Source organism: Mesorhizobium sp. M7A.F.Ca.US.011.01.1.1 (assembly GCF_003998295.1).
GTDB lineage: Bacteria > Pseudomonadota > Alphaproteobacteria > Rhizobiales > Rhizobiaceae > Mesorhizobium.
In genome coordinates, this window is the sequence record NZ_RZRT01000022.1 from 23,389 (window position 1) to 49,617 (window position 26,229).

Consider the following 26,229-nt stretch of genomic DNA (forward strand, 5'->3'; position numbering starts at 1 on the left):
TCGGTCCGGGGCCGCGCATGTAATGCTCTTCCGGGTGGTAGCGATCGCCGGCCAGCCGCCGTCTTATGCCGCGGGTCCAATGCGCAAGCAGGGATCTGAACCGCCCGATCATTCTGCTCTCTGCGATCTCTCGGCGAATTTTTTCTAACTTCGTTCAAAAACTTAGAATAAAGCTATCGATCTGTCTAATCAGTTGTTCTTGTAAATTCGATCGATATTGGTTCTTAATGCAGACATGACCCTGGACCAGCTGCGGATTTTCGTCGCCGTCGCAGAGCGCGGCCATATGACCAAGGCGGCGGAACTGCTGGGCATTTCGCAGTCGGCCGCATCGGCCGCCATCCGGGCGCTTGAAGAACAGCACGGCGTCCATCTGTTCAACCGCGTCGGCCGCAACATCGAGCTTGCCCAGACCGGCCACCGGTTCCTGCCGGAGGCCAAGGCCGTGCTCGAGCGGGCCGCCGCCGCGCGCAATGTGCTGGAGCATGTCTCACAGACCGTCACCGGCAGCCTCTCGATCGCCGCCAGCCAGACCATCGCCAGCTATTGGCTGCCGCGCCGGCTGGCTTCCTTCCACGAAGCCTATCCGGCCGTCAGGCTGAGCGTCTCCATCGGCAACACCAGGCAGGTCGAGGCCAATGTCCTCGATGGCGCTGCGGATCTCGGCCTGGTCGAAGGCCGCACCGAGTCCGACATACTGCGCCGCACCAAGGTCGACGTCGACAGGCTGATGCTGGTGGTTGCCAGCGCGCATCCGGAGATCCCCGAAGTCACGCCCGGCCGCCCTGACATCAAGGGTCTGCGCTGGATCATCCGTGAGGGTGGTTCGGGCACGCGCGAGGTGCTGGAGGATCTGGCGCGCCACGAAGGGATTTCGCTCGCCGACCTGCAGATATTTCTGGTGCTGCCGAGCAATGAAGCTATTCGCCAGGCCGTCGAGGCGGGGGCCGGCGCGACCATCATTTCCGAACTTGTCGTGGCGCGCGCCGTCGCCGAAGGCAGTCTCAAATCCGTGCCGCTGGAACTGCCGAAACGCGACTTCGCCATGATCACCCATCGCGATCGCCAGGCCAGCCTGGCCCAGATGGCGCTCAAGGCGCATTTGGGTACGGAGATGAACGGGTCCGCGCCAAGGTAGGGTCCGTTGAAATTCAGGTCAGGCCGAGTCGAAAATGGCTGATGCCGAGAACCGGAGCGGAGCGTACTTAAAGTACGTGAGCACCGGAAGCGCAGGTACCAGCCATTTGCAGGCCGGCATCACCTGAATATCAATGGACCCTGATCAGCCGAACTTCCGTTGGGCATCTAGCGCCAGGCCAAGTCCGACCGAGCCGAACATGTCGCCTTCGATGACGGACGCCTGCGGCACCAGCGACAGGATTTCTCGTCTGGCCAGCGGGATCGCGGTCGATCCGCCAGTCAGGAACACCGCGGTGATGTCGGATGGCTTCACCTCAGCGTCACGGATGGTCTGCGCCACCGTTGCTGTGACACGCTCGATATTCCTGGCGATCGTGGCATCCAGCCCGTTGCGCGTGATTTCGGCGGCGAACTCCGCACCCGCCAGCTTCACGGCTACATGGGCGGACGAGCCGTCGGTCAGCTCGATCTTGGCCTTTTCGACAAGAGCCGCCAGCGCATGTCCGTAGCGGTGCTCGACGATGTGGATGAAGCGGTCGACCAGGTCGGCGCGCTCGGCCTCGTAGCGGATCTGGCGCAGATGCGTCATCGCCTTGGCCGTGTAGACCAGATTGATGCGCTGCCATGTCGCGAGGTCGATGAAGTAGCTGGCCGGCAGATTGCGCTTGCCGTCCTTGGTCGGCGTCAAATAGCCGAGCTGCGGCATCACATGGGCGATGCTCAGCAGCCGATCGAAATCCGTGCCGCCGATATGGACGCCCCGGCTGGCCAGGATGTCGTCCTTGCGGTCGAGCGACCGGGAGCGCTGCGGCGAGACGCGCACGATCGAGAAGTCCGACGTGCCGCCGCCCATATCGATTATCAGCGCCAGTTCCTCGCGCGTCACCTTCTGCTCGTAGTCGAGCGCCGCCGCGATCGGCTCGAACTGGAAAGCGATGTGCTTGAAGCCCTGGGCACGGGCGGCGTTCTCGAGTTCGATTTGCGCCTTCGCGTCGGCTTCCGTGTCGTCGTCGACGAATTGCACCGGCCGGCCAAGAACGACTGTCTCGACCGTATCGCCGGCATCTGCTTCCAGCTGTTTCTTAAGATGCCCGAGGAACAGGCCGACGATCTCCATGAAGCCGATCGACCGCGATTTGATGCGGGTCTTTTCATGGGCCAGCGAACTGCCGAGCACGCTCTTCAGCGAACGCATCAGCCGGCCTTCGATGCTGTCGGTGTAGTTGGCGATGGCGTGACGGCCAAAGCAGGTGCGGTTGTCCTCGAAGTTGAAGAACACGGCACTGGGCAGCGTGACCTGGCCGTCCTCCAGCGCGACAAGGCGCGGCTGCCCGTTGCGGACCACGCCAACGGTGGAGTTCGAAGTCCCGAAGTCGATGCCGCCGAAGGCTGGTCGCATGACAAGTTCCTGTATTTGTCGTCGGCGAGCCGACAGGCGCCGAGAAATCGCGCGCTGCCCGGGGACAGGCTGCTCTGCCGAACCGAATTGTTTGTGTCTGCCATTTGGCTGGGGAGCGCGGTCTACCGCATGCCTCGGCAAAGGGAAACCACTTTTCGGGGAAAGTTCTGAAGTGCGTCGCGTTTGAGCGGATTCACGCGACGCACTTCAGGTCTTTGATTCGATGCATGTCGTTCTCCCAAAACCGGGGCCACTTTTGGGCGACATGCATTAATCTCGCCGGAAGATCAGCCTTCCGAGCCAGCCGGTCAGCATGGCCAGCGAGATCGCGAACACGCCATAGAGGAAGGAATAATTGTGGGCGACACGGAAGATCGACTGTTCGAAACCGGATTTGCGGATTTCGAGCTGGGCCGAGCTTTCCTTGATGAACAGGCCGCTCTTGAACAGGAACGCGCGGGCTTTATGGGTTCCAACTGGCACATTTGGCGCCAGCCTCACCGTGGCGCGGAAAAGGTTCTGCGACAGGAATTGCACGCCGCCGACATTCTCGCTGTAGAGGCCGGTCGCCGACTTGCGCTCCCGCAGTGCCGCCGTGAACTCCTCGATCGTCGCCGGGCTGTCGCCGGCATCGGCGGGCTGCATGTAGAGGTTGGAGGCGCCGAGCGACAGCTGCTTATAGCTGTTGGGTTCGGTGATGTCCTGCAGCGGCCGCGTCGTCGCCACCGAATAGGAGACCGGCACGTTTTCGAAGGTTTCGGAGTCCAGATTGACCCAGACGCCGAGCACCCTGTCCTTGCGACGCACCACCACCGGCTTGGGCGGGCCTTCGAGCACGACGATGACGTCGTAACGGCCTTGGCGCGCGACGAGTGGATCCGGGTTTTCCAGCGAACCGAAGATGGTCAGGTCGGCTCCGGAAAAGCCGGCGGTGATCGAGACGTTGTCGGTGGAGAGCCCGATCTGGATGCCTTCGGTCAGCGGGACCTGTGCCTTCGCCGGCAAGGCGGCCGCAAGCAGCGACAGGACAATAGCGGTTGCGAATGTGTTGCGAGCCCTCATCAGTTGAGGCCCGCGGCAGACAGCGAATAGAGGTTGGGTGGGGTGACGAACAGATCGATCGCCAATCGTATCGCCACCGCCAGTACGAGCAGCGCCAGCAACGCCCTGAGCTGCTCGCCGCGCAGCCTCTGGCCGGCCTTGGCGCCGTACTGCGCGCCGGCGACGCCGCCCGCCATCAGCAGGAAGGCCAGCACGACATCGACCGTCTGGTTGGTGGTGGCGTGGACCAGCGTCGTGTAGGCGGAGGTGAAGATGATCTGGAACAGCGAGGTGCCGATGACGACGTTGGTCGGCACTTTCAGCAGATAGATCAGTGCCGGCACCATGATGAAGCCGCCGCCGACGCCCATGATCGACGACAGGAAGCCGATGCCGGCGCCAAGGCCAAGTACGGGGATGACGCTGACGAACAGTTTTGACGCCCTGAAGCGCATCTTCAGCGGCAAGCGGTGGATCCAGTTGTGCTGGCCGGATTTCTTCAGCACCGGCGCCGCACCGCTGCGCGTGGCGCGCAGCGCATTGACGCTTTCGACCAGCATCAGCCCGCCGACAGTGCCGAGCAGCACGACGTAGAGCAGCGAGATGAACAGGTCGAGCTGGCCGAGCCTGCGCAGGAAGGCGAAGACGTAGATGCCGCCGGTGGAGCCGACAATGCCGCCGGCCAGCAATACCCCGCCGAGCTTGAAGTCGAGCGTACCGCGCTTCATGTGCGAAAGGACGCCGGAGACGGAGGAGGCGATGACCTGGTTGGCGCCGGTGGCGACCGCGATCGCCGGGGGTATGTTGTAGAAGATCAAGAGCGGCGTGATGAGGAAGCCGCCGCCGACACCGAACATGCCCGACAGGAAACCCACCGCCGCGCCCATGGCCAGCAGGACGAAGATATTGACGGAAATTTCCGCGATCGGGAGATAGATGCCCACCCGTCAGTCTCGATCAGTTCTGCCTGTCGGCGAATGCAACCGTTGCGGGCATCTTGGACCGACAAGCCAATTCGTTCTTGCGCCGGAGGTGCTGCGAAGTCAAACCGCGCTACGCCGCCGAAACAAAAAACATCTCAATCAGTTAACAGGCGAATGTGTGGCAAGGGCGTCGTGGAAACGACGCCTCCGCCGTTATTTGCGCGCCAGCAGCGCCTTGACCAGTTTTTCGTCGACTTCGCCGGTCGCCGGCATCTTGTTGTCGGTCTGGAAAGCCATGATCGCGGTCTTCGTCTTCTGGCCCATCTTGCCGTCGGCGCCGCCGGCGTCGTAGCCGTTCTTGTTGAGAATGCGCTGGATGTTCTGGACGGCCTTCTTCATGTCGATGCTGGCTGTCGTCTGCGGTGTGCCGTCCTGCCAGGATTCAGGAATATCGGCCGAATTGGCCGCCGCATCCAGCGGCTTGGCCTTCCACAGCTCAGTCGCGGCGCGGGCGCGCTCGAGCTGCTCGGGCCGCAGCGCATTGGCGATCTCGTCACGCTTGGCCGCCGCATCCTTGTCGCCGGTCTTGGCGACGAGCGCGAACCATTTGTAGGACTCCTCGAGGTTCTGCTTCATGCCGACGCCCTTGGCGGCGAGGATGCCGAGATTGAACTGGCTGTCCTTGACGCCGACATCGGCCGCCGCCTGGAACCAGTGCGCGGCCGATTCATTGTCGGTCACGCCGTCCGCCGCCATGGCGAACAGGACGGCCAGATTGTGCATGCCGCTGGCGTTGCCCTGTGCTGCGGCAAGCTGGTACCAGGTCTTCGCCTTCTTGATGTCGCGCGCGACGCCGATGCCTTTTTCGTAGAAATTTCCGATGCGGTATTCGGCCGGCGCGAAGCCGAGTTCCGCCGATTTCTCGTACCATTTGGCCGCTGCCGCCATGTCTTCCTTGACGCCGCGCGACTCGGCATAGCGCGAGCCGATCTCGAACAGCGCCTTGGCGTCGCCGCCGGCGGCGGCATCGCGCAAGGCGGCCGGGCCGGCGTCAGCGGGAATGTCGAACTTTGCCGTCGTCGCCGGCGAAGCGTCCACCGGCGGAACCGCGCCCGTGGTGTCCTTGGCGGTGGTCGGCTCTGCCGCCACAGGCTGGATGCCGGCGTCGGTATCGGCAGCTTCCGGGGCGACCGGAACGGTCAAGGGCGGCGCAGCCGGGGCTGTCGTCTCGGACACCGCTGGGTTCGCATCGGCCGATGTGGCCAAGGCGACGGGCGCGGGAACCGGCTCGGCGGTCGGCGCGGCACCCATCGACGGCTCGGCGCCCGACGGAGTGCTTTGCGCGGCCATGTCATCCTTGGTTGCCGGTGCGGACGGCTCGGCCTGTCTGACGGCATGGTCCGGCGCGCTTTCCACTGCCGCGGGCTGCGCGTCCGTCTTTGGCTGGCTCGCGGCATCGAGCGAGGCGGTCTGCACCGGCTGCGAGGCGACGATCGGCGCGACATCGTTGCTCGCCACCTGGGCCGGATCGGCGAAGAAGGCCTTGCCCAGTTGCAGAGCGCCCAGCGCCAGCAGGATCGCGGTTGTCCCCATCAGGATCGGCTTGCGCCGTGCCTTGAGCAGGTCGCCGATCCGCAGCGCCTTCACCGGTCCGGTCACCGTCGACTGGCGCTTCAGCGCATCGGCCTCGGCGGCCGCGGCCTGCGCCGCGCGCCGGGCCGCGGCGATAAAGTCCGATTTGGCGGCATCGGTGTCGCTGGGCTTGGCCGGCTGGCCGCGCTCGTCACGCACGCGCTTCATGATGGCATTGAGGTCAGGTGCGCCGGAGCCGGGCTCCAGCGGCCGGTTGGCCATTTTCGGATCGAGCGGCTCGTCGAGATCGACGCTCGGGATCGGGGCACTCGGCGCCGAGCCGGCCAGTGGCGGCATGTCCGCCTCCTTCTTGCCCTTGAAGGCGCGAGCCAGGCCACCGAACAACGACTTGCGGCCGCCTGCCTGTTCGCCTTTCTCGGCGATCGTGTCCGAACCGAGCGCGGCCATGGCCGCCGCTGCGGCAGCCTCGGCCGGCGTGCGCGTGCCGATGCCAATACCCAGGTCGCCACGCGTACCCAGGTCGCTACGCGTACCCAGGTCGCCACGCGCACCCGGCTCGTTGCGCAGGATGGCGGCGGCGCGGCCATCGAGATCGGCCATGTCCCCAGTCAGCGGCAGGGGCTGATCGATGTCCATCGACGGCGCGTCGACGGCCATTTTGGGCCGCCGTGCGCCGCGCCAGTTGCTCGGCTCGGCCGGTGCCGCATCCAGCAATTCGCTCATCGCCTCGACCGGCTCGCCGGGTTCGAGCGAACCCAGCCGGTCGACGATCTTGAGCAACGTGTCGTGGATGGCCTCGAACGTTCTCGAATTGCGCTCGTCGGAGCGCCGCGTCAGCGTTTCAAGCGTCTTCAAATCCTGGGCGAGGCCGGAAACCGCGCTCGTATTGGCGCTCGAACCGGCCAGCGATTGCACTGCGTTCTCGGCCGCTTCGCGCGCCGCGCCAAGGATGGAATCGCGGGTTCCTGCGAGCGATTTTTCAATTTCGTTGAGACGCGGGCTGATGTCCTCGAATTCCGGCAGCGGGGTGCTGGGCTTGGAAAGATGAGCGGACAGGCCGGCAACCTGTGCTTCCAGGCTGCGGATCAGCGCCGGATCGATGCCGGCGACCTGTGCGGCCGACGCGTCCAGCCGGCTTGAAATGTCTTCGAGCCGGCTCTCCAGACCGCGGATCGCGGCTTCGCCCGCGGGATCGGGTACACGCGTTTCCATACGCTTGGCGAGCGCCGTAAAGCGGGCATCGATGGCTTCCATGATGCCGGCGCTGTCGACCTGCGGCATGCGCTGGTCGAGCCTGTCGGCAACCTCGTCCAGTCTGCGCTCGAGATCGCGGAACAGCATGTTGCCCTGTTCGATGGCGTCACCCTGGCGGCGTTCCATCATGCTCGACAGCACGTCGAAGCGTTGCTCCAGCCCATGGAAGATGTAGTCGGCGTCAGGCATGGCGGGCGCCTGGTCGATCTTGTCGGCGATGAGTGCGATCTGCTTGGCCAGGCGCTCCATCGCCTGCTCGGGCAGATTGGCGCGACCGGCGAGCTCGTCGACCCGACCGGATAGCGTGCTCAGCCGGTCCATGACCGCGTTGCCCGGCCGATCCTGCGCCACTTCCTCGATCTGGCTGGCAAGCGAGTCGATCCGCCTCTCGATGCGCTCGAAAGCCTCGTGGTCGAATGAATTGGCTTGCGCGGCGACCGTGGATGCAACGATGGCGCGGGAAATCTCGTCCAGCCGCTCGTCGATCATGCCAAGCGTGTCGCTGCCGCGATTGTCCTGCTGGCTGGCGAAATGGTCGACAGCGCCGGCAAGCGTGCGCACCTTCTCCTCCAGCGAACGCAGCGACAACGATTCCGGCAAATTGTTGACGGCATTGCTGATTTGCTCCAGCCGGGCCGTCAGAGCAGACAGGCCCGGGTCGTCCGAGCGCTTGCGCTGGTCGGCGTCGACGCGGTCTTCGAACGCCGTCCAGCGGCGATCGAAATCGTCCCAGCGGCGGTCGACCTTCTGCACGCTCTCTTCGCGTGCCAGCGTGTCGAGCGCGGCTTTGACCTGTTCGAGTTCGAGCCGCAGCATGTTGACGCTTCTGTCGTCGCTCTTCTCGGCCAAGGTCTGGATGGCGCCCGAAAGCCGCTCGAACTCAAGGCCGAGTTCAGCGCTGCCCTTGGCCGAAGCACCGGGCCTTGCGCCAGACTGGAAAGCCCGTTCGATGTCCTTGCGCAGCGCTTCGAATTCCCGCTGCAGACCCGCGGTCATCTGGTGGCGCAATTCCTCGCGCATGCCGCGCAATTCGCCGGCGATCTTGCCGACCATGGCAACGCCGTCCTCCTGGCCGCGCACGCGATCGATATCGCGGGCAATGGCCTGGTAATTCTGCTCGAAAGCGGCGGCTCCCTGCATCGGGCTCTTCGGACGCGGCGCGGGCTGCGGGTCCTCATACCAGCGCTGCTGGCCAGAGGGCCGGGCGGCGGGATAGCGCGCATCGGCACCATATTGGCGGGGATCGGGTTGGCGCAGATCTGGTTGGCGGGGATCGGGACGTGCCATCGGATCCTCGCGCGTCCGCTCCAGCCGCTGCTCCAGCGTCTCCAGCGACTGGTTCAACTGCTCGAGCGTGGTCTGCGGCCTGCGCTGCCTGCCGGCATTGAGTGTATCGAGATAGGACCGCTTGCTGTTCATCGGTGCGTCCGTCTTTCAGAATGGCTGGCTCGCGGCCAGTTCCCCCAGGTCCCTATCGGAACGAAGGCGACCGGCGGCGATGCCGCGGCGGAAGACGAGCTTCCCAGGCTCTCGCCCGCGCTCCGAAAAACCGTGAAAAATTCGATACAGGATAAACACGGGTAGCCGACCCGCCCACATTTCCCCCAACGTGGTAAACAACGCGTTAACCAAACTTAAGAAATTGAAAGGATGTCGGCTGCCGGCCTGACGGTGCGGCATAAAGGGCGGCGCGCAGAACGCCCTTGCGTCATCATGCGGCAATCGGTATAGAATTGACGTAAACGTAAAAGGCGCATTGAGCGCATGTTTGCGATTTGTTTGTTGAAACCACGACTGGAAGCAGGCCCCCGCTTCCAGTCAGGCGACGCACGGTCCGGGACCGCGACGCCACCAGACGGGGAAGCCAGTGACCATGAAGCTTATCTCGGCCGGCGAGACCGCGGCCAATACCAATATGTCTGCCGAAGCCGGCGAGGACCTCGTCCGCATCGGCGAGATGGCGAAGAAATATGGAGTGACGCTGCGCACGCTGCGTTTCTACGAAGACAAAGGCCTGCTCAACCCGCAGCGTGACGGATCGACCCGTCTCTACACGCGCCGCGACAAGGCCCGCCTCAAGCTGATCCTGCTTGGCCGCAAGGTTGGATTCTCGCTGCGCGATGTCAAGCAGATGATGGATCTCTACGATCCGACCGGTTCAAACACCAAGCAGCTCAAGCTCGCGCTGGACAAGTCGGAAAAGCAGCTTGCCCGCCTGCAGAAGCAACGGGCGCTGATCGACGACGCCATCAACGAGTTGAGCGGCTCGATGTCGGCGGTGCGCCAGATGCTGAGCGAGCGTTCGGCGCCGCAGGCGAGCGCCGCCAGCTAAAGCAATTCCGTTCGGAATTGCGCCAGACACCAAGTCGTCTGCTGATTGTCTGAGTTCTGTCGAGCCGCGTGGCCTGCCACGCGGCTTTTCGTGTCCTGGCCACTCTTATGGCCTCTCGGCGCTGGCTTGCACAACGTCGCGCCGCTACGCTCATTGCTCTGGTGGGTGGGGAATCTTGTCGCATCGAAAAAATTGACGTTTACGCAAACGTCAATTTTTGCTATCCCGCTCCCAATGTGGGTCCGCATGCCGCCCCTGGCTTGTCTTCGGGGTATTCGGACCGGGTTTGCAGCGTGGAGAAAAAGCATGCCGACATACAGGGCTCCGGTCCAGGATACGCTGTTCGTGCTCAACGAGGTGTTGGGTTATCAGCGTTATTCGAACCTTCCCGGATTTGCCGACGCCACCCCCGATGTGCTCGAGGCGATCCTGGCCGAAGGCGCCAAGCTCGCCGAAAACGTCATGCATCCGCTGAACCGTGCCGGCGACATGGAAGGTTGTGTGCGTCACGATGATGGCTCAGTGACCACGCCGAAAGGCTTCAAGGAGGCCTTCGACCAGTACCGCGAGGGCGGCTGGATGGGATTGGCCGCACCCGTCGAGTTCGGCGGCCAGGGCCTGCCCTATGCCGTGCATACCGCCGTCGCCGAATATATGGTGTCGGCCAATATGTCCTTGATGATGTATCCGGGCCTGACGCAGGGGGCGATCGCCGCGATCATCACCCACGGCACCGACGAGCAGAAGGCAACATGGTTGCCGAGGATGATCGAAGGCGCCTGGACCGGCACCATGAACCTGACCGAGCCGCATTGCGGCACGGATCTCGGCCTGTTGCGCACCAAGGCGGTGCCGAACGGCGATGGCACCTATAAAATTTCAGGCCAGAAGATCTTCATCTCGGCCGGCGAACACGACATGTCGGACAACATCGTCCATCTGGTTCTGGCCCGCATCGAGGGCGCGCCGGAAGGCGTCAAGGGCATCTCGCTGTTCATCGTGCCGAAGCTCAAGCTCGACGCATCGGGCAATCCGGGCGAGAGGAACACCGTCTCCTGCGGCTCGATCGAAGAGAAGATGGGCATCCATGGCAATTCGACCTGCGTCATGAACTATGACGAGGCTGAGGGCACGCTGCTCGGCGAGGCCAATGGCGGCCTGAAGGCGATGTTCACGATGATGAACGAGGCGCGCCTTGGTGTGGGCCTGCAGGGGCTGTCGCTGTCGGAGATCGCCTATCAGAACGCAGTTGCCTACGCCAAGGACCGCCTGCAGGGCCGCTCGTTGTCGGGGCCGAAGGCGCCGGACAAGAAGGCCGACCCGATCATCGTCCATCCCGACATCCGCCGCAGCCTGATGACCATGAAAGCCTTCAACGAGGCCGGCCGCGCGCTGGCGCTGTGGACGGCGATTAAGTCCGATATTGCCCACCGCTCCGGCGACGACAAGGACCGCCAGGCCGCTGACGATTACACCGGCCTGATGACACCGGTGGTCAAGGGCGTGCTCACGGACAAAGGGTTCTACCACGCCGTCATGGCGCAGCAGGTGTTCGGCGGTCACGGCTACATAGAAGAGCATGGCATGAGCCAGTTCGTGCGCGATGCCCGCATCGCCATGATCTATGAAGGCGCCAACGGCATCCAGGCGCTCGACCTCGTCGGCCGCAAGCTCGGCCTGAATGGCGGCCGCGCCGTGCAGGCCTTTTTCAAGGAGGTCGGCGAATTCTGCGAGGAGAACCGCGCTAACGAGAAGATGGCGCCGTTCACCAAGGCGTTGAAGAAAGGTCTCAACGATTTGCAGGCGGCGACCATGTGGCTGGTGCAGAACGGTATGGCCAGGCCCGACAATGCCGGTGCGGCCTCGACCGACTACATGCATCTCTTCGGCCTCGTCGCTCTGGGCTATATGTGGGCGCAGATGGCCAAGGTGGCACTTGGCAAGACTGACGCCAATGGCGCGCAATCCTCTTATGAAAACAACGTGGCTTTCTACGACAACAAGGTCGTGACGGGGCGCTTCTTCATGGAGCGGATCATGCCGGAGACGTCGGCGCATCTCGCCCGCATTTCGAGCGGCGCCGACACATTGATGGCACTGCCGGCGGAAGCGTTCTAAAGATGATCGGCGTCCCCCTCCCCCTTGAGGGGAGGGTGGCCCGAAGGGCCGGGAGGGGTCGTTGCGGCAGTGCGCCGACTTCAGTTTCGATGATGCATCTCGGGAGGAGTATCATACCAGCATGACCAACCCAGCTGAAATCCTTGGCCTTCCGAAGCCCGCTTGGGCGGCGGACGAGGTCGGCATGCTCTACGACATGGCGCATCGCTTCATGTCGGAGGAGATCGCGCCGCGCTACGACGAGTTCGAGAAGAACGAGATGGTCGATCGCGAAAGCTGGCTGAAGGCAGGTTCCGCCGGCCTGCTCTGCGCCTCGATGCCGGAGGAATATGGCGGCTCCGGCGGCACATTCGCGCATGAGAGCGCTATCATCGAGGCCATCGGCCATGTCGGTGTCGACGGGTTCGGCATCGGCCTGCACAATTCGATCGTCGCCCCTTATATCCTCCACTACGGCTCCGAGGAGCAGAAAAAGAAATGGCTGCCGAAACTGGCGACCGGCGAGCTGATCGGCGCCATCGCCATGACCGAGCCCGGCGCCGGCTCCGACCTGCAGGGCGTCAAGACGCGGGCGCAGAAGGATGGCAATCAATACAAGATCAACGGTTCCAAGACCTTCATCACCAATGGGCAGCTTGCGAACTTCATCATCGTCGTCACCAAAACCGATCCGGAGAAGGGCGCCAAGGGCACCTCGCTGATCGTCGTCGAGACCGACGAGGTCGAAGGTTTTCAGCGCGGCCGTAACCTCGACAAGATCGGGCTCAAGGCCAACGACACGTCGGAGCTGTTCTTCAACGACATGCGCGTGCCGACCTCCAACCTGCTCGGCCACGAGGAAGGGCAGGGCTTCGTACAGTTGATGCAGCAACTGCCGCAGGAGCGACTGCAGATCGGCACCGGCGCCATTGCGATGATCGAGCGGGCGCTGGCGCTGACTATTCGTTACGTCAAGGAGCGCAAGGCGTTCGGCAAGGCGATCATCGATTTCCAGAACACCCAGTTCAAGCTGGCCGAACTCAAGACCGAGGCCACCATCGGCCGCGTCTTCTACAATGATTGCGTCACCCGCCACATCGCCGGCGGCCTCGATCCTGTGACCGCGTCGATGGCCAAGTACTGGCTCAGCGACCTGCAGGGAAAAGTCGTCGACGAATGCCTTCAACTGCATGGCGGCTATGGCTACATGAATGAATATCCGATCGCCCGCATGTTCCGCGACGCTCGCGTCCAGCGCATCTACGGCGGCACCAATGAGATCATGAAATTGCTGATCGGCCGCTCTCTCTGAGGGCAACGACCGGCAAACCCAAGGAGCAAGCAAATGGCTGAAGCTTATGTCTATGACGCTGTGCGCACACCGCGCGGCAAGGGCAAGAAGGACGGATCGCTGCACGAGGTGCCGGCGGTGCGGCTTGCCGCCAAGACGCTCGAGGCGCTGCGCGACCGCAATGGGCTCGACACCGGCAATGTCGATGACATCATCTTCGGCTGCGTCGATCCGGTCGGCGAAGCCGGCTCGGTCATTCCGCGCGCCGCCGCCTTCGAGGCCGGCTACGACACCAAGGCGCCCGGCATGCAGATCTCACGCTTCTGCGCTTCCGGGCTCGACGCCATCAATTTCGGCGCCGCCAAGATCGCGCAGGGCGCCGATGAGATCGTCATTGCCGGCGGCGTCGAATCGATGTCGCGTGTCGGCATGGGCGCCTCGGGCGGCGCCTGGTTCATGGATCCTTCGGTCGGCCTGCCCGGCTGGTTCGTGCCGCAAGGCATCTCGGCCGACCTGATCGCCACCAAATACGGCTTCAGCAGAGACGACGTCGACGCCTATGCGGTCGAGAGCCAGAAGCGCGCCGCCAAATCCTGGGCCGATGGCCGCTTCAAGAATTCCGTCGTCCCGATCAAGGACCAGAACGGCCTGACCATCCTCGACCATGACGAACATATGCGCCCGTCCACCGACATGCAGTCGCTGGCCTCGCTCAACCCGTCCTTCGTCATGCCAGGCGAAATGGGCGGCTTCGATGCCGTCGCCGTGCAGAAGCATCCCGAGGTGGAAGAGGTCAATCACGTCCATCATGCCGGCAATTCCTCCGGCATCGTCGATGGCGCCGCAGCCGTGCTGCTCGGTTCGAAGAAGGCGGGCAAGGCGATGGGGCTGAAGCCGCGCGCGCGCATTCGTACCTTCGCCAACATCGGCTCCGAGCCGGTGCTGATGCTGACCGGCCCGGTCGACGTCACCGAGAAGCTGTTGAAGCGAGCCAAGATGAAGCTCTCGGACATCGACCTGTTCGAGCTCAACGAAGCCTTCGCTTCGGTGGTGTTGCGCTACATGCAGGCGTTCGACATCGATCACGACAAGATCAACGTCAATGGCGGCGCTATCGCCATGGGTCATCCGCTCGGCGCCACCGGCGCGATGATCTTCGGCACGGTGCTGGACGAACTCGAGCGCCGCGATCTCAACACTGCTCTGGTGACGCTGTGCATCGGCGCTGGCATGGGAACCGCAACCATCATCGAACGCGTCTGACGGGGAGAGAAACGATGAGCTACACCAATTTCACCCTCGACATCGACGCCGACGGCATTGCGCTGGTCACCTGGGACATGCCTGGCCGCTCGATGAACGTTTTCACCGAAGAGGCGATGCGGGAATTGAACGCCATTGTCGACAAGGTGGCTGGTGATGCCGCCATCAAGGGCGCCGTGATCACTTCCGGCAAGGATACCTTCTCCGGCGGTGCAGACATCACCCTGCTGCAGAAGATGCTGACGACCTTCGCTGCGGAAAAGGGCAAGGACGCCGAAAAGGCGACCAAGGCGCTGTTCGACAATGCCGGCATGATGACCGGCCTGTTCCGCAAGCTGGAAACTTGCGGAAAGCCGTGGGTGTCGGCGATCAACGGCACCTGCATGGGCGGTGCCTTCGAATTGTCGCTCGCCTGCCACGGCCGTGTCGCCGCCGACAACGACAAGGTGAAGATGGCGCTTCCGGAGGTGAAGATCGGCATCTTCCCGGGCGCCGGCGGCACCCAGCGCGTGCCGCGGCTGACCGATCAGCAGCAGGCGCTGCAGATGCTGACCTCCGGCCAGACACTGTCGCCGCAGAAAGCCAAGTCTATGGGCCTGATCCATGAGATCGCCGAGCCGGTCAGACTGGTCGAGACCGCCAAGGCGATGATCAGGAATGGCCTGAAGCCGGTGGCGCCATGGGACGAGAAAGGTTTCAAGCTGCCCGGCGGCCCGATCTACTCGGTGGCGGGCGCCAATCTGTGGCCACCGGCCATCGCCATCCTGCGTCGCGAGACCTACGGCAATTATCCGGCCGCCGCCGCGATCCTCAAATGCGTCTATGAAGGCCTGCTGGTGCCGTTCGACACCGCCTTGCGCATCGAGCAGCGCTATTTCACAGAGATCATGCAGACCAAGGAAGCGGCGGCGATGATCCGCTCGTTGTTTGTGTCGCTGCAGGAACTGAACAAGGGCGCCCGCCGCCCGGCAGGCATGCCTGAAACCAAGTTCAAGAAGATCGGCATTCTCGGGGCTGGCTTCATGGGCGCGGGCATCGCCTATGTCACCGCCAAGGCCGGCATCCCGGTGGTGCTGCTCGACCGTGATCTGGAGTCGGCTACCAAGGGCAAGGCGCATTCCGACGGCCTCATCTCGGATCAGGTTAAGAAGGGCCGCGCCAAGCCGGAGGACAAGGACAAACTGCTGTCGCTGATCACGCCGACGGCGGACTATGCCGATCTTGCCGGCTGCGATCTGGTGGTCGAGGCCGTTTTCGAGGATTCGAGCGTGAAGAAGAGCGCCACCGAACAGGCGGAAGCCGTGTTGAAGCCATCGGCGATCTTCGCCTCGAACACCTCCACCATCCCGATCTCGGCGCTGGCCAAGAATTCGGCGCGGCCGAAGAATTTCATCGGCATCCATTTCTTCTCGCCGGTCGACAAGATGATGCTGGTCGAGATTATTTTGGGCAAGAAGACCGGCGACAAGGCGCTGGCCACCGCGATCGACTTCGTTCGCGCCATCAAGAAGACGCCGATCGTCGTCAACGACACGCGCGGCTTCTACGTCAATCGCTGCGTGCTGCGCTACATGTCGGAAGCCTACAAGATGCTGATCGAAGGCGTTCCCGCGCCGATGATCGAGAACGCGGCGAAGGCGGCCGGCATGCCGGTCGGCCCCCTGGCGCTAACCGACGAGACGGCCATCGACCTTGCCCAGAAGATCATGAAGCAGACCATCAGGGATTTGGGCGACAAGGCGGTCGATCCCAAGCAGATGGCGCTGATCAACACCATGGTCGACGATCACGGCCGCTTCGGCCGCAAGAACGGCAAGGGTTTTTACGATTATCCCGCCAAACCGGCCAAGAAGAAGCTGTGGCCGGGCCTTAGGGAACTCTATCCGCAGCTTGCACCCGAGAAGGTCGACTATGAGGAGCTGCAGCAGCGGCTGCTGGTCACCATCGCGCTGGAAGCGGCGCGGGTGATGGAAGAGGGTATCGTCACCGACCCGCGCGAAGCCGATGTCGGCTCGATCCTGGCCTTCGGTTTCGCGCCCTACACCGGCGGCGCGCTGTCCTACATCGACGGCATCGGCGCCAAGGCATTCGTCAAGATCGCCAAGGGTTTGCAGAAGAAATACGGCGCCGAGTTCAAGGCGCCCAAGCTGCTGCTCGACATGGCCGAGAAGGGTGAGACCTTCTACCAGCGCTTCGATCCCTATGCGAAAGACGAGGCCAGGAAAGCGGCGTGAGTCAGTTTTGCAGTGTGGACAAGATGGTGGTCCGGGGTTAGAACGGGGAAGGTATTTTTTCCTGTTCGAAGGAGAGCGAGCATGCTCTCGCACGACCGAGTCTGGGCTGCCATCGATGCTCTTGCCAAGCGCTATTCGCTTTCGGCCTCGGGTTTGGCCAAGCGTGCGGGGCTCGATTCCACTGCCTTCAACAAGTCGAAGCGTTTGTCGTCGGATGGCCGGCCGCGCTGGCCCTCGACCGAATCACTGGCCAAGATCATCGAGGCGACGGGCGCTTCACTCGACGAATTCACCGTTCTGATCGAAGGCCGGCCCGGGATAAGCAATGGTGCTTCGACCAGCCATGCCGCTTCGGTCGCCCGCAGAAGCTCCGTGCCGTTGCTCGGCTTTGCCCAAGCCGGCGCAGGCGGCTTCTTCGACGATGCCGGCTTTCCAGTCGGGCAGGGTTGGGATCTGGTCGAACTGCCGGCGCAATCGACCGAGAGCTCCTACGCGCTGCAGGTGCAGGGCGATTCCATGCTGCCGCTCTACCGCAATGGCGACGTCCTCATCGTCGAACCGGGCGCCGTCACCCGCAAGGGCGATCGCGTCGTCGTCAAGACCACATCAGGCGAGGTGATGGCCAAGGTGCTCGAGCGCCAGAGCGTCAAGTCGATTGCGCTGGTCTCGCTCAATCCCGATCATCCCGACCGCGACATTCCCATGCGCGATGTCGAGTGGGTGGCGCGGATTGTCTGGGCAAGCCAATAGGTCAAGCTGGTGCGGCTTCTCCATCATGCGCTGGCGGTTCTGATGGTCCCTGTGATGGCGGCCATGGTCGTCACCGGCGGTCGCACGTTGAAAGGAAGTGAAAGCGTCATTGCCGTGGACCAGCTTGATCCGGGCGCCGATACGATGGCGCAGCAGGCTGCCGGGACGGTGCCGCAGGAGCCGGCCACCTCAGCCATCGCAGCTCCACAGCCGCCGAAGCCGGGGCCGCATTCAAGGGCAATCGATCCCGAAATCGTCGCGCCGCCGGAACTGCCCGCCGACGGGCTTGAACGGGTCGAGCCGCGCGAACCGTTGAGCAAGCTCGCGCTGGCTGTGCCGCCCAAGCCGAAAATGCCTGACGATTGGAACGGCACAAAGCTGTTCCAGCCGGTTGCGCCGGCCGCCGGCCTGATCGAGGCAAAGGGTTACTCGGTCGCGGTTTCCGGCATCGATATCGTCAGGCAGGACGAGACCTGCAGCGAGGACGGCAAGCCCTGGCCGTGCGGCGTCCGGGCGCGGACGGCGTTCCGCGCCTTACTGCGCGGCCGCGCGGTGGTCTGCACGGTGCCGCCGGAAGGTGGCCGCGACCTGATCGCAGCCGAGTGCCGGATCGGCAAGCAGGATGTCGGTCAGTGGCTGGTCGAAAATGGCTGGGCGCGCGCCGCCAAGGGCGGCCCCTATATCGAGGCCGGCGACAAGGCGCGCACGGCGAAAAAGGGCATTTTCGGATCGGCGCCCGATTTGTCCGGGATGCCGGCGATGCCGGCCCCGCCCGGCCCGGCGCCTCAGGCGCCGGGTTCGATCCTCGAAGAGGTCGATGGCGTGCTCAAGCCAGCTGACCAGCCAGCGCCCGCTCAATGAGCGCACGTGTCTCGGCAACGCCATAGAGTGCTGCGAACGAGCCGAAGCGCGGGCCGCGCTCCTGGCCGATCAGCACCTGGTAGATCATCTGGAAGAAGGCGCCCGATACGCCGGGGCCGCCTTCCGGGCTCTGCTTGGAATGATCCTGATAGCGCTCGATCCTGCGTGCGACATTGAGAGAGGCGTTCTGGATCGCTTCGCCGCTGGCGTCCATCGGCAGCGCGCCAAGCGCTTCGTCGAGGGCTGCCAGCGCCTCGCGCTCGACCTCGTCGGCGGGCCGGAAGGTTTTCGTCGGCTTCACGAAATCGTCGAAATAGCGGATCGCATGGCCGACCAGCCGGTCGAGCTCGGGATGCGTCTTTGGCGTCACGCCTTGCGTATGACGTGAAATGAACCCCCACAGCACATCCTTGTTCTGCGCGTTGGAGGCGCTGACCAGATTGAGCAGCAGCGAGAACGGCACCGGCATGTCGATCGCGGGCGGGTTGCCGTCATGCATATGCCAGACCGGATTGCCCAGCCGTTCCTTCCAGTCCTGCCGGGGATAGGCGGCGAGGAACGTATAGTATTCGTCCACGGCCCGTGGGATGACGTCGAAATACAGCTTCTTGGCCTGCCGCGGCCGCTGGTACATGTAGAGCCCGAGGCTTTCGGTCGGCGCATAGGTCAGCCACTCGTCGATGGTCAGCCCGTTGCCTTTAGACTTCGAAATCTTTTGGCCATTCTCGTCGAGGAACAGTTCGTAGACGAAATGCTCCGGCGCCCGTCCGCCCAGAATGTTGCAGATGCGGTCGTAGACCACCGCATTGGTCTGGTGGTCCTTGCCGAACATCTCGAAATCGACGCCAAGCGCTGCCCAGCGCATGCCGAAATCCGGCTTCCACTGCAGCTTCACGCGACCGCCGGTGATCGAAAGCGTCGTCTCGGTGCCCTCGTCGTCGAAGGTGATGGTGCCGGCCTTGGCGTCGACATGCTTCATCGGCACGTAAAGCACGCGGCCGCTCTTCGGCGAGATCGGCAGGAACGGGCTGTAGGTCGCCTGCCGCTCGGGCCCGAGCGTCGGCAGCATCACCGCCATGATCTGCTCATAGCGTTCGGCGGCGCGCTTGAGCATCGCGTCGAAACGGCCGGCCTTGTAGTATTGCGTCGCGCTGGCAAACTCATAGTCGAAGCCGAACGTGTCGAGGAAGCGGCAAAGCATCGCGTTGTTGTGGTCGGCGAAGCTGGCATAGTCGCCGCCGAAGGGGTTGGGGACCGACGACAGCGGCTTGTGCAGATGCGGCTCGAGCGCGGCGCGGTCCGGCACGCTGTCGGGTATCTTGCGCATGCCGTCCATATCGTCGGAAAAGCACAGCAGCTTGGTCGCGACCTTGTCCTGCGTCAGGACGCGGAAGGCATGGCGCACCATCGAGGTGCGCGCCACCTCGCCGAACGTGCCGATATGGGGCAGGCCGGACGGTCCGTAGCCGGTCTCGAACAGGACTGTTTGCGGGAAGTCGGCGCCTTTGTAGCGCTCGATGATCTTTTTGGCCTCCTCGAACGGCCACGCCTTGCTTTCGGTCGCGGCCGCCAGTAGCTCGGGGTTGAGATCGATGATGTTTGATCCCGCCATGTCACAGTTTTCCAAATCATTTGCCGGCCCGAAGGCGGGCCGCAGCAAGGGTTTTTCAACCGGTCTCTAGGCGTGCAGCGCCGGAGCGTCAACGCGTGCGGCGCTTTTTCCTTGCGGTGCAGAATGGGCGTTCCTAACTTCGAGGCCCGGTTCAAGGAGAAAAAATTGCCGACACCTCATGAAGCCCTGATCTATCTGATGGTCATCACCTCGGCCTCCGACCGCGACATGACCGATGTCGAACTGGCGCGGATCGGCGAGGTCGTCCGCTCCTGGCCGGTGTTCGAGGATTTCAACCACGACAGGCTGGTCGGCGTCGCCCAGGACTGCCAGAAGCGCCTGCACGAAAAGGATGGGCTGGAGGGCGTGCTGGCTGAAGTCTCGGAGATCTTGCCTGAGCGGCTGCGCGACACCGCCTATGCCGCCGCCTTCGAGGTTGCCGCCGTCGACCTCGAAATGCGCATGGAAGAGGTGCGGGTGCTGCAGCTGATCCGGCGTCAGCTCGATCTCGACACGCTGACGGTTGCTGCCATCGGCCGCGCGGCCAAGGCGCGGCTGCGCACGCTGACCTGAAAGTCCCTGGCCGGCGTTGTTGAGATTCAGCTCAGGCCGGCAAAGCTGACCGAACCGGTTCAGAAAAAGCTGACCGGAAAATAGCGCAGATAAAATTCGGCGAACGTGCCTTTCATCGAAATTTCCTGCAGCGCGTAATCGATCGCGGCGGCCAGCGCCGGATTGTCCGCTTTGGTGGCGATGGCCATGCCAGTGCCCAGATATTCGGGCGCCAGATAGGGCCCGCCGGCAAAGCGGCAGCAGCCCGCCGCGTCCGAGCCGCCCAGCCAGAAAGCCAGGCGCATGCCGTCGCCGAAGGCGGCGTCGACTTTGCCGGCCTTGAGATCGGCATAGAGGTCTTCCGGCCTGTCGAAAGGGATGACCTGAACCGTGCTGAAATAGTCGCGCAGCATGCGCTCATGCGCCGAGCCTGATATCACGCCGACACGCTTGCCGTGCAATTTGTCAAAGACGGGCTCGGTCAGTGCCTTGCTCTTCGGCATGATGAAGCGCGCTGGAAACTGTAGATAGGAGCGCGAGAAGGCGTAGGTCGTGCGCGATTCCGGTGTTGCGGCGATGCCGGCGATGATCGCCTCGCCTTCGTCTTTCCGCAGTGCGCCTTCCAGCTCGGCCCAAGGCAGGGCCTGGATCTGGCATTTTTCGACGATGCCAAGCTCGGCGCAGATGGCGCGTGCCAGATCGATGTGGAAGCCGGACAGCTTTCCCGCACCGTCGAGGAAGTTGAAGGGCGGGAAGTCCGTGGTGGTCAGGAATCTCAGCCGGGGCAGCGTCGAAAGGTCTGGTTTGGGCAGCCGCTCCTTGGCGTCCCACAGCACCGGAACCTGAGGAGGCGCGGCGCGCGCACCGTCGGCGAACGACAGCAACCCGATCAGCATCGCAAAGGCGAAGGATCTCCACCGGAACGCCAAGATAAAACTCCGCCACAGTCGTGCTCGCACCGGTTTTGGTACGAAAATGGTACAGGCACAATGGTTTTTGATTTCAACCCGCCGATTTCAGGATATGATTCAACCGGTTTGCAAATCAGCTTCGGCCGCCTCGGTGAGGGGAGCCACAGAATAAGTATGCGATTTGCAATCCGTGGTCGGTGGCGAAGTGTAAATCAGGCACGCATCATTGGCCGCAATGCACGAGGCAACATGGGGTTGATGTTGCGATGGGTCAGTTCGATCGCACGCTGGAATACATAGACCAACTGCAGCACGCCGCAACGGCGGCGGCGGTCTGTGAAAGGCTGCTGGGCATAACATCGGATTTCGGCCTCACCGCGCTGATGGCGGGAACCGTACCGCAGCCAGGCACGCCGGCCGGCCAGCAAAAGCAGCATGTGCTTCTCTGCGATTGGCCGGGAGAGTGGCTGGAACGCTATGTCGCGCGCAACTATGTCGATCATGACCCAGTCGTCAGCCATATGAAACAGTTGCAGGCGCCCTTCCAATGGCACGAGGCGTCGCAGGGCACCCGGATCGACAAGAGCAGCGGCGAAGTGATGGGCGATGCCGGCGCCTTCAAACTGCGTGATGGATTGGCCTTTCCGTTGATCACGCTCGACGGCCAGATCGTCATGGTGTCGCTCGGCGGCGAGGCCGTGGAATTGTCCGTCGCCGAATTCGGCCAGGTGTCGCTGGTCTCGACCTACGCGGTTGGCCGCGCCATGCAACTCCACACCATGGCGAACAGCACCATCGATCATATCGTGCTGACGCCGCGCGAGCGCGAATGCCTGCAATGGGCCGCCGTCGGCAAGTCCGAATGGGAGATTTCGCAAATCCTCGGCATTTCCGAACACACCTCGGAGAAACATCTTCTTAACGCCAAAAGCAAACTAGGTGCCGTCAACAGGGTGCAGGCCGTCGCGGAAGCGATACGGCGCGGCTACATTAGTTAGGTCGGCCGTGCCGACCTGGAATTTTTGCCTACGCGATCACGCAATTTTCTCATCAAAGCACGGCCGTATCTTCCTCTGAACGCAGGAGACGGCGGAATGCTTTTTTCCCTTACAACCCAGGAATTGATGGAACGTCCCGACCTTTGGGAGGCCGTCCATCGGTTGCGCTACAAGATATTCGTCGAAGAGATGGGGTGGGATGACCTCAGGCGCCCCGACGGGCTCGAACTTGACCAGTTCGATCACGACGAGGCTGTCCATCAGATCGTCATCAGGGGCGGTGAAGTGGCGGGTTATCAGAGGATGTTGCCGACGACGCGGCCACATCTGCTGACCGAGGTCTTGACCGATCTTTCCGAAGGAACGCCGCCATCGGGTCCAAACATCTGGGAATTGACCCGCTACGCGGTGGCTCCCGGTTTTCGTGACGGCCGTCGCGGCGTTTCGACCGTCGGCACCGAACTGATTGCCGGTTTCGTCGAGTGGGGGCTGAAGCGCGGCGTCGACAAGGTGATCATCGAGTTCGAGCCGATGTGGGTGCTGCGCGCCTTGCAACTGCATTTCCTGGCGACCCCGCTGGGCTATCAGCGCACCTATGGCAACCAGCAGGTCGTCGCCACCTTGCTGACCTTCAACGAACACACCCTCGATGTGGTGCGGTCGCGCCGCAATCATTTTGCTCCCGTGCTGGCCAGGGGATATCCTGACATGCTCGGGCAAAGGCGTGCGTCATGAGATCGGAGACAGTCATGAGCACACACCCGCAACCTGAACTTCGCAACCACACGCTGGTGGTCACCGTGTCGTCGAGTGACGGTCGGCCGGTGCTGGACAGGAGGGCCTATGAAAGCCTGGCAAGGACCTTCCATGAAGCCGCCGACAATGAGGAGGTTCGCGTTGTCGTGCTGCGCGGCCTGGCAGGCTGTTTCTGCCTGGGCGGCGACTTCTCCGAATTCCTCGACGCCACCAAGCACCAGAAACTGATTGCCGCCGTCACCGACCTGTTCCGCACGCTGGCGACGTTTCCCAAGCCCATCCTTGCCTGCGTCGATGGCGATGCCGTCGGTGTCGGCTGCACCATCCTGTTCCATTGCGACATGGTGATCGCGTCCGATGAGAGCACGTTCAGGGTGCCGTTCGTCGATTTCGGTCTGGTGCCGGATGCGGCGACCAGCATCCTGGCGCCGCAGAAGCTCGGCTATGCCGGTGCCTTCCGCTTCTTCTGCCTCGGCGACACGCTTCGCGCCGAAGATGCCAGGGCGCTCGGCCTTGTCGCGGAGATCGTGCCGGGAGGCACCGTCGAGGAGGCGGCCCTCGGCCGGGCAAGACAACTCGTCAAGAAGCCGGTCGCCGCCTTGCTGCAGACGCGCGGCCTGCTGAAGGGGAACACCGAGGCCCTCTGCGACCGCATCGATCAGGAGATTTCGCTTTTCCAGCAGGCGCTGCAGGACGACACCACGCTGCGGCGATTGCAGCGCATCGCCCGGCTCGCGGCCTGAGCGAAAGCATCAAGGAACGCGCCGCGCAGCCAAGGCCGCGCGGCGCGGAAGCGTCAATCCTGCTTGCCGAGGAATGACGGCCCTTCGCCGATGATCTTCTTGTCTTCCTTGCCGATGATTTCGAGATCGCGCCCCTCATAGGGCAGAGACGACAGGATCCGCCGCATGATCGCCAGCCGCGCGCGCCGCTTGTCATTGGCCCGTACGATGATCCACGGCGCGAATTCCTTGTGGGTGCGCTCGAACATTGTGTCGCGCACCTTGGTGTAGTCGTCCCACTTGGTGATGCCTGCAACGTCGATGGGCGAAAACTTCCAGCTCTTCAGCGGGCTGTAGCGACGGTCATGGAAGCGCTCGAGTTGCGTTTCCCGGCCGATGTTCAGCCAGAATTTGAAAAAGTGGATGCCCTCGTTGGAGATCATCCGTTCGAAATGCGGCGTCTCGTCGAGAAACTGCTCGTGCTGCTGCGGCGTGCAGAAACCCATCACCGGCTCGACACCGGCGCGGTTGTACCAGGACCGGTCGAAGGTGACGAATTCGCCTGAAGTCGGGAAGTGGTCGACATAGCGCTGGTAGTACCATTGACCAAGCTCGGTCGGGGTCGGCTTGGTCAGCGCTACGTTGCGTGCCGTGCGCGGATTGAGGTACTGGCGCACCACGAAGATCGTGCCGCCCTTGCCGGCAGCATCGCGACCCTCGAACAGCGCCATCATCCGTTTGCCGGTCGACTGCAGCCAGGCCTGCGCCTTGACCAGCTCGATCTGCAACTTCTCGAGCGTCTCGTCATACTCGTCGCTTTTCATCTTCTTGTCGTAGGGATAGCCGCCGGCGGTCAGCTTGTTGTCCTCGACCCAGTCGGGAAGCACGGGATTTTCGATGTCGAACTCCCGCTCCTTGCCGCCGATCCTGATCTTCAGCGGCCCCGAAGTTGGCGCGGCGGGACTTTCCTTGGCTTTTTTCATCGAGACGAACCCTTTCCAGCTTCCGGACTCATGCTATGGGGAGCCACTACAGCGCCGCGCGTCCGTTTGGATGCGCAAAGGACGCTGTAGCACTTTTAATTTGCGCATGATCCTTTCCGAAAATCGATTCCCGATTTTCGGGGTCATGCGGCAAGCGATCTGGTGGAAGTTTTCCGCCACAGTGCGACCGGGTGCGAAGACATTGGGGGGCAGGTCACGAGCGAATGGCTGACCTGGACACAGAGCAGAGAGGCATCACGCAAACCATGGCCGCACGGCTGTGGCATAGCCGCTGGCTGCTTGCGGCCGGTATTGTTGCGGTTCTCGCTGTTTATGCCTTGGCCGGGATTTCAGCCTATGTCGTCCCCGCGGCGCTGCTGTTGCTGCTTGCAGCGGCAATACTGCCGACCGCCGGCGCGCGCCAATCCACCGGCAGCGGCGCTGCCATCGAGGCCATCGGCCTGCAGCGGCTCTCGGGTGAATATCTGGCCGCCGCCGTCGCCGATCCGCTGATCATCTTCGACCGGGCTGCCACCATCGTGCATGCCAACGCCGCCGCCTTCGCCGCTTTCGGTGGCATCGCGCCAGGCATGTCGCTGTCGCTGAAATTCCGGGCACCGGAGATGCAGACCCTGCTGGATGGCGTACTATCTGGTGATATCGCCTCCGATGTCGTCGACTACATGGAGAAGCTGCCGGTCGAACGGGCCTACCGGGTGAGTGTGTCCTCGGTCGGTCACGCCACCGATCTCTATGTGCTGGTGTTCAAGGACCAGAGCGAAGCACGCAGGATCGACCGCATGCGCGCCGATTTCATTGCCAATGCCAGCCATGAACTGCGCACGCCGCTCGCCTCAATCGCCGGCTTTATCGAAACGCTGCGCGGGCCAGCCCGCAACGACGCGGCGGCGCGCGACCAGTTTCTGCAGATCATGCAGAGCCAGACCGGTCGCATGGCGCGTCTGATCGACGATTTGTTGTCGCTGTCGCGGCTCGAGATGAAACCTTATCTGAGGCCGGGAACCGAGGTGGACCTGCGCCAGACCGTCGACAGCGTCATCGACTCGCTCGGACCGCTGGCCAGCGAAAACGCCGTTGCCATCGAGCGGCACTACGCCGATGGGCCGCTTCATGTGCCTGGCGATCGCGATGAGCTTTTCCAGGTTTTCGAGAACCTCCTGGAAAACGCCTGCAAATACGGGCAGTCGGGTGGGCGCGTGGTTGTATCCATAGCGCATAGCGATGCCGGATCAGAGCCGGGCATCGACGTGACGATCAGGGACTTTGGGCCTGGCATTCCCGAGGAGCACATTCCGCGCATTACCGAGCGCTTCTACCGCGTCGACGTCGAGACCAGCCGGACCCAGAAAGGCACCGGCCTGGGCCTGTCGATCGTCAAGCATATCCTGACGCGCCACAACGCCCGGCTTTCGATCAAGTCCGAAGTCGGCAACGGCGCGGCATTCTCGGTTCATTTGCCGACGCACTGATATCGCCCTAATTCAAGGGGACTGTTT

At 63.1% G+C, this 26,229-nt stretch carries 20 protein-coding genes; 13 read left to right on the forward strand and 7 right to left on the reverse strand.

Features of this window, described 5'->3' with window-relative positions; translation table 11 throughout:
* Positions 1-235 precede the first annotated feature (235 nt).
* On the forward strand, positions 236-1,138 hold the full coding sequence (locus EOA13_RS20135; RefSeq protein WP_127295290.1) for a LysR family transcriptional regulator: 903 nt from the start codon (positions 236-238) through the stop codon (positions 1,136-1,138).
* Positions 1,139-1,282: 144 nt separating this feature from the next.
* On the opposite strand, the gene EOA13_RS20140 is transcribed toward EOA13_RS20135, so the two are convergent.
* The 4 genes from EOA13_RS20140 to EOA13_RS20155 form a co-directional block, all read right to left on the reverse strand.
* Complete coding sequence (locus tag EOA13_RS20140) at positions 1,283-2,539, reverse strand: Hsp70 family protein (RefSeq protein WP_127295292.1); 1,257 nt, start codon at positions 2,537-2,539, stop codon at positions 1,283-1,285.
* 270 nt (positions 2,540-2,809) lie between these two features.
* Positions 2,810-3,601: a TIGR02186 family protein gene (locus EOA13_RS20145; RefSeq protein WP_127295294.1), complete on the reverse strand. Its 792-nt coding sequence runs from the start codon at positions 3,599-3,601 to the stop codon at positions 2,810-2,812.
* Positions 3,601-4,524, reverse strand: a complete 924-nt coding sequence (locus EOA13_RS20150; protein ID WP_023811359.1) for a sulfite exporter TauE/SafE family protein — start codon at positions 4,522-4,524, stop codon at positions 3,601-3,603. Before EOA13_RS20150 ends, EOA13_RS20145 begins: the two co-directional genes overlap by 1 nt.
* A gap of 192 nt (positions 4,525-4,716) precedes the next feature.
* A complete protein-coding gene (locus tag EOA13_RS20155; protein WP_127295296.1) occupies positions 4,717-8,769 on the reverse strand; it encodes a peptidoglycan-binding protein in 4,053 nt (1,350 codons plus the stop codon).
* 454 nt (positions 8,770-9,223) lie between these two features.
* Between EOA13_RS20155 and EOA13_RS20160 the strand changes: the two genes are divergently transcribed.
* From EOA13_RS20160 to EOA13_RS20190, 7 genes are all read left to right on the forward strand, one after another.
* Positions 9,224-9,682, forward strand: a complete 459-nt coding sequence (locus EOA13_RS20160; protein ID WP_013533661.1) for a MerR family DNA-binding transcriptional regulator — start codon at positions 9,224-9,226, stop codon at positions 9,680-9,682.
* Between the two features lie 306 nt (positions 9,683-9,988).
* Positions 9,989-11,800 carry an acyl-CoA dehydrogenase gene (locus tag EOA13_RS20165; protein ID WP_127295298.1) on the forward strand — a complete coding sequence of 604 codons (1,812 nt, stop codon included), beginning with the start codon at positions 9,989-9,991 and terminating at the stop codon, positions 11,798-11,800.
* Positions 11,801-11,921: 121 nt separating this feature from the next.
* Positions 11,922-13,091 (forward strand): acyl-CoA dehydrogenase family protein, encoded by a 1,170-nt coding sequence (locus EOA13_RS20170; protein ID WP_023811355.1) that lies wholly within the window; start codon positions 11,922-11,924, stop codon positions 13,089-13,091.
* Between the two features lie 33 nt (positions 13,092-13,124).
* A complete protein-coding gene (locus tag EOA13_RS20175) occupies positions 13,125-14,333 on the forward strand; it encodes an acetyl-CoA C-acetyltransferase (RefSeq protein ID WP_127295300.1) in 1,209 nt (402 codons plus the stop codon).
* Positions 14,334-14,347: 14 nt separating this feature from the next.
* Positions 14,348-16,567: a 3-hydroxyacyl-CoA dehydrogenase NAD-binding domain-containing protein gene (locus EOA13_RS20180; RefSeq protein WP_127295302.1), complete on the forward strand. Its 2,220-nt coding sequence runs from the start codon at positions 14,348-14,350 to the stop codon at positions 16,565-16,567.
* 81 nt (positions 16,568-16,648) lie between these two features.
* A complete protein-coding gene (locus EOA13_RS20185; RefSeq protein ID WP_127295304.1) occupies positions 16,649-17,317 on the forward strand; it encodes a helix-turn-helix transcriptional regulator in 669 nt (222 codons plus the stop codon).
* A 9-nt stretch (positions 17,318-17,326) separates the two neighbouring features.
* Positions 17,327-18,178 (forward strand): thermonuclease family protein, encoded by an 852-nt coding sequence (locus EOA13_RS20190; protein ID WP_348629760.1) that lies wholly within the window; start codon positions 17,327-17,329, stop codon positions 18,176-18,178.
* On the opposite strand, the gene EOA13_RS20195 is transcribed toward EOA13_RS20190, so the two are convergent.
* Complete coding sequence (locus EOA13_RS20195; protein ID WP_127295306.1) at positions 18,144-19,790, reverse strand: lysine--tRNA ligase; 1,647 nt, start codon at positions 19,788-19,790, stop codon at positions 18,144-18,146. The two genes, EOA13_RS20190 and EOA13_RS20195, sit on opposite strands and share 35 nt — an antisense overlap.
* A 123-nt stretch (positions 19,791-19,913) precedes the next feature.
* Here EOA13_RS20195 and EOA13_RS20200 point away from each other — a divergent pair, with 123 nt between their 5' ends.
* The gene (locus tag EOA13_RS20200) at positions 19,914-20,363 is read left to right on the forward strand and encodes a tellurite resistance TerB family protein (RefSeq protein WP_127295308.1); all 450 of its coding nucleotides are present in this window, start codon (positions 19,914-19,916) and stop codon (positions 20,361-20,363) included.
* A 59-nt stretch (positions 20,364-20,422) separates the two neighbouring features.
* On the opposite strand, the gene EOA13_RS20205 is transcribed toward EOA13_RS20200, so the two are convergent.
* Positions 20,423-21,271, reverse strand: a complete 849-nt coding sequence (locus EOA13_RS20205) for a transporter substrate-binding domain-containing protein (protein WP_127295310.1) — start codon at positions 21,269-21,271, stop codon at positions 20,423-20,425.
* 248 nt (positions 21,272-21,519) lie between these two features.
* Here EOA13_RS20205 and EOA13_RS20210 point away from each other — a divergent pair, with 248 nt between their 5' ends.
* The 3 genes from EOA13_RS20210 to EOA13_RS20220 all read left to right on the forward strand — a co-directional run bounded on the left by EOA13_RS20210 (position 21,520) and on the right by EOA13_RS20220 (position 23,750).
* On the forward strand, positions 21,520-22,251 hold the full coding sequence (locus tag EOA13_RS20210) for a LuxR family transcriptional regulator (RefSeq protein WP_127295312.1): 732 nt from the start codon (positions 21,520-21,522) through the stop codon (positions 22,249-22,251).
* Positions 22,252-22,347: 96 nt separating this feature from the next.
* A complete protein-coding gene (locus EOA13_RS20215) occupies positions 22,348-22,986 on the forward strand; it encodes an acyl-homoserine-lactone synthase (protein ID WP_013533650.1) in 639 nt (212 codons plus the stop codon).
* Positions 22,987-23,000: 14 nt separating this feature from the next.
* A complete protein-coding gene (locus EOA13_RS20220; RefSeq protein ID WP_013533649.1) occupies positions 23,001-23,750 on the forward strand; it encodes an enoyl-CoA hydratase-related protein in 750 nt (249 codons plus the stop codon).
* 53 nt (positions 23,751-23,803) lie between these two features.
* Here the strand turns inward: EOA13_RS20220 and ppk2 are convergent, their stop codons facing one another.
* Complete coding sequence (gene ppk2 / locus EOA13_RS20225; protein ID WP_127295314.1) at positions 23,804-24,712, reverse strand: polyphosphate kinase 2; 909 nt, start codon at positions 24,710-24,712, stop codon at positions 23,804-23,806.
* Positions 24,713-24,936: 224 nt separating this feature from the next.
* Here ppk2 and EOA13_RS20230 point away from each other — a divergent pair, with 224 nt between their 5' ends.
* On the forward strand, positions 24,937-26,202 hold the full coding sequence (locus tag EOA13_RS20230) for an ATP-binding protein (protein WP_127295316.1): 1,266 nt from the start codon (positions 24,937-24,939) through the stop codon (positions 26,200-26,202).
* Positions 26,203-26,229: the final 27 nt, after the last annotated feature.

Bases quoted from the DNA above. Each gene is read 5' to 3' on its own strand.
- EOA13_RS20195 (WP_127295306.1), bottom strand. From the start codon at position 19,790: ATGGCGGGATCAAACATCATCGATCTCAACCCCGAGCTACTGGCGGCC.
- EOA13_RS20155 (WP_127295296.1), bottom strand. From the start codon at position 8,769: ATGAACAGCAAGCGGTCCTATCTCGATACACTCAATGCCGGCAGGCAG.
- EOA13_RS20135 (WP_127295290.1), top strand. From the start codon at position 236: ATGACCCTGGACCAGCTGCGGATTTTCGTCGCCGTCGCAGAGCGCGGC.
- EOA13_RS20230 (WP_127295316.1), top strand. From the start codon at position 24,937: ATGGCTGACCTGGACACAGAGCAGAGAGGCATCACGCAAACCATGGCC.
- EOA13_RS20165 (WP_127295298.1), top strand. From the start codon at position 9,989: ATGCCGACATACAGGGCTCCGGTCCAGGATACGCTGTTCGTGCTCAAC.
- ppk2 (WP_127295314.1), bottom strand. From the start codon at position 24,712: ATGAAAAAAGCCAAGGAAAGTCCCGCCGCGCCAACTTCGGGGCCGCTG.
- EOA13_RS20145 (WP_127295294.1), bottom strand. From the start codon at position 3,601: ATGAGGGCTCGCAACACATTCGCAACCGCTATTGTCCTGTCGCTGCTT.
- EOA13_RS20185 (WP_127295304.1), top strand. From the start codon at position 16,649: ATGCTCTCGCACGACCGAGTCTGGGCTGCCATCGATGCTCTTGCCAAG.
- EOA13_RS20175 (WP_127295300.1), top strand. From the start codon at position 13,125: ATGGCTGAAGCTTATGTCTATGACGCTGTGCGCACACCGCGCGGCAAG.
- EOA13_RS20170 (WP_023811355.1), top strand. From the start codon at position 11,922: ATGACCAACCCAGCTGAAATCCTTGGCCTTCCGAAGCCCGCTTGGGCG.
- EOA13_RS20220 (WP_013533649.1), top strand. From the start codon at position 23,001: ATGAGCACACACCCGCAACCTGAACTTCGCAACCACACGCTGGTGGTC.
- EOA13_RS20140 (WP_127295292.1), bottom strand. From the start codon at position 2,539: ATGCGACCAGCCTTCGGCGGCATCGACTTCGGGACTTCGAACTCCACC.
- EOA13_RS20180 (WP_127295302.1), top strand. From the start codon at position 14,348: ATGAGCTACACCAATTTCACCCTCGACATCGACGCCGACGGCATTGCG.
- EOA13_RS20200 (WP_127295308.1), top strand. From the start codon at position 19,914: ATGGGCGTTCCTAACTTCGAGGCCCGGTTCAAGGAGAAAAAATTGCCG.
- EOA13_RS20210 (WP_127295312.1), top strand. From the start codon at position 21,520: ATGGGTCAGTTCGATCGCACGCTGGAATACATAGACCAACTGCAGCAC.
- EOA13_RS20215 (WP_013533650.1), top strand. From the start codon at position 22,348: ATGCTTTTTTCCCTTACAACCCAGGAATTGATGGAACGTCCCGACCTT.
- EOA13_RS20160 (WP_013533661.1), top strand. From the start codon at position 9,224: ATGAAGCTTATCTCGGCCGGCGAGACCGCGGCCAATACCAATATGTCT.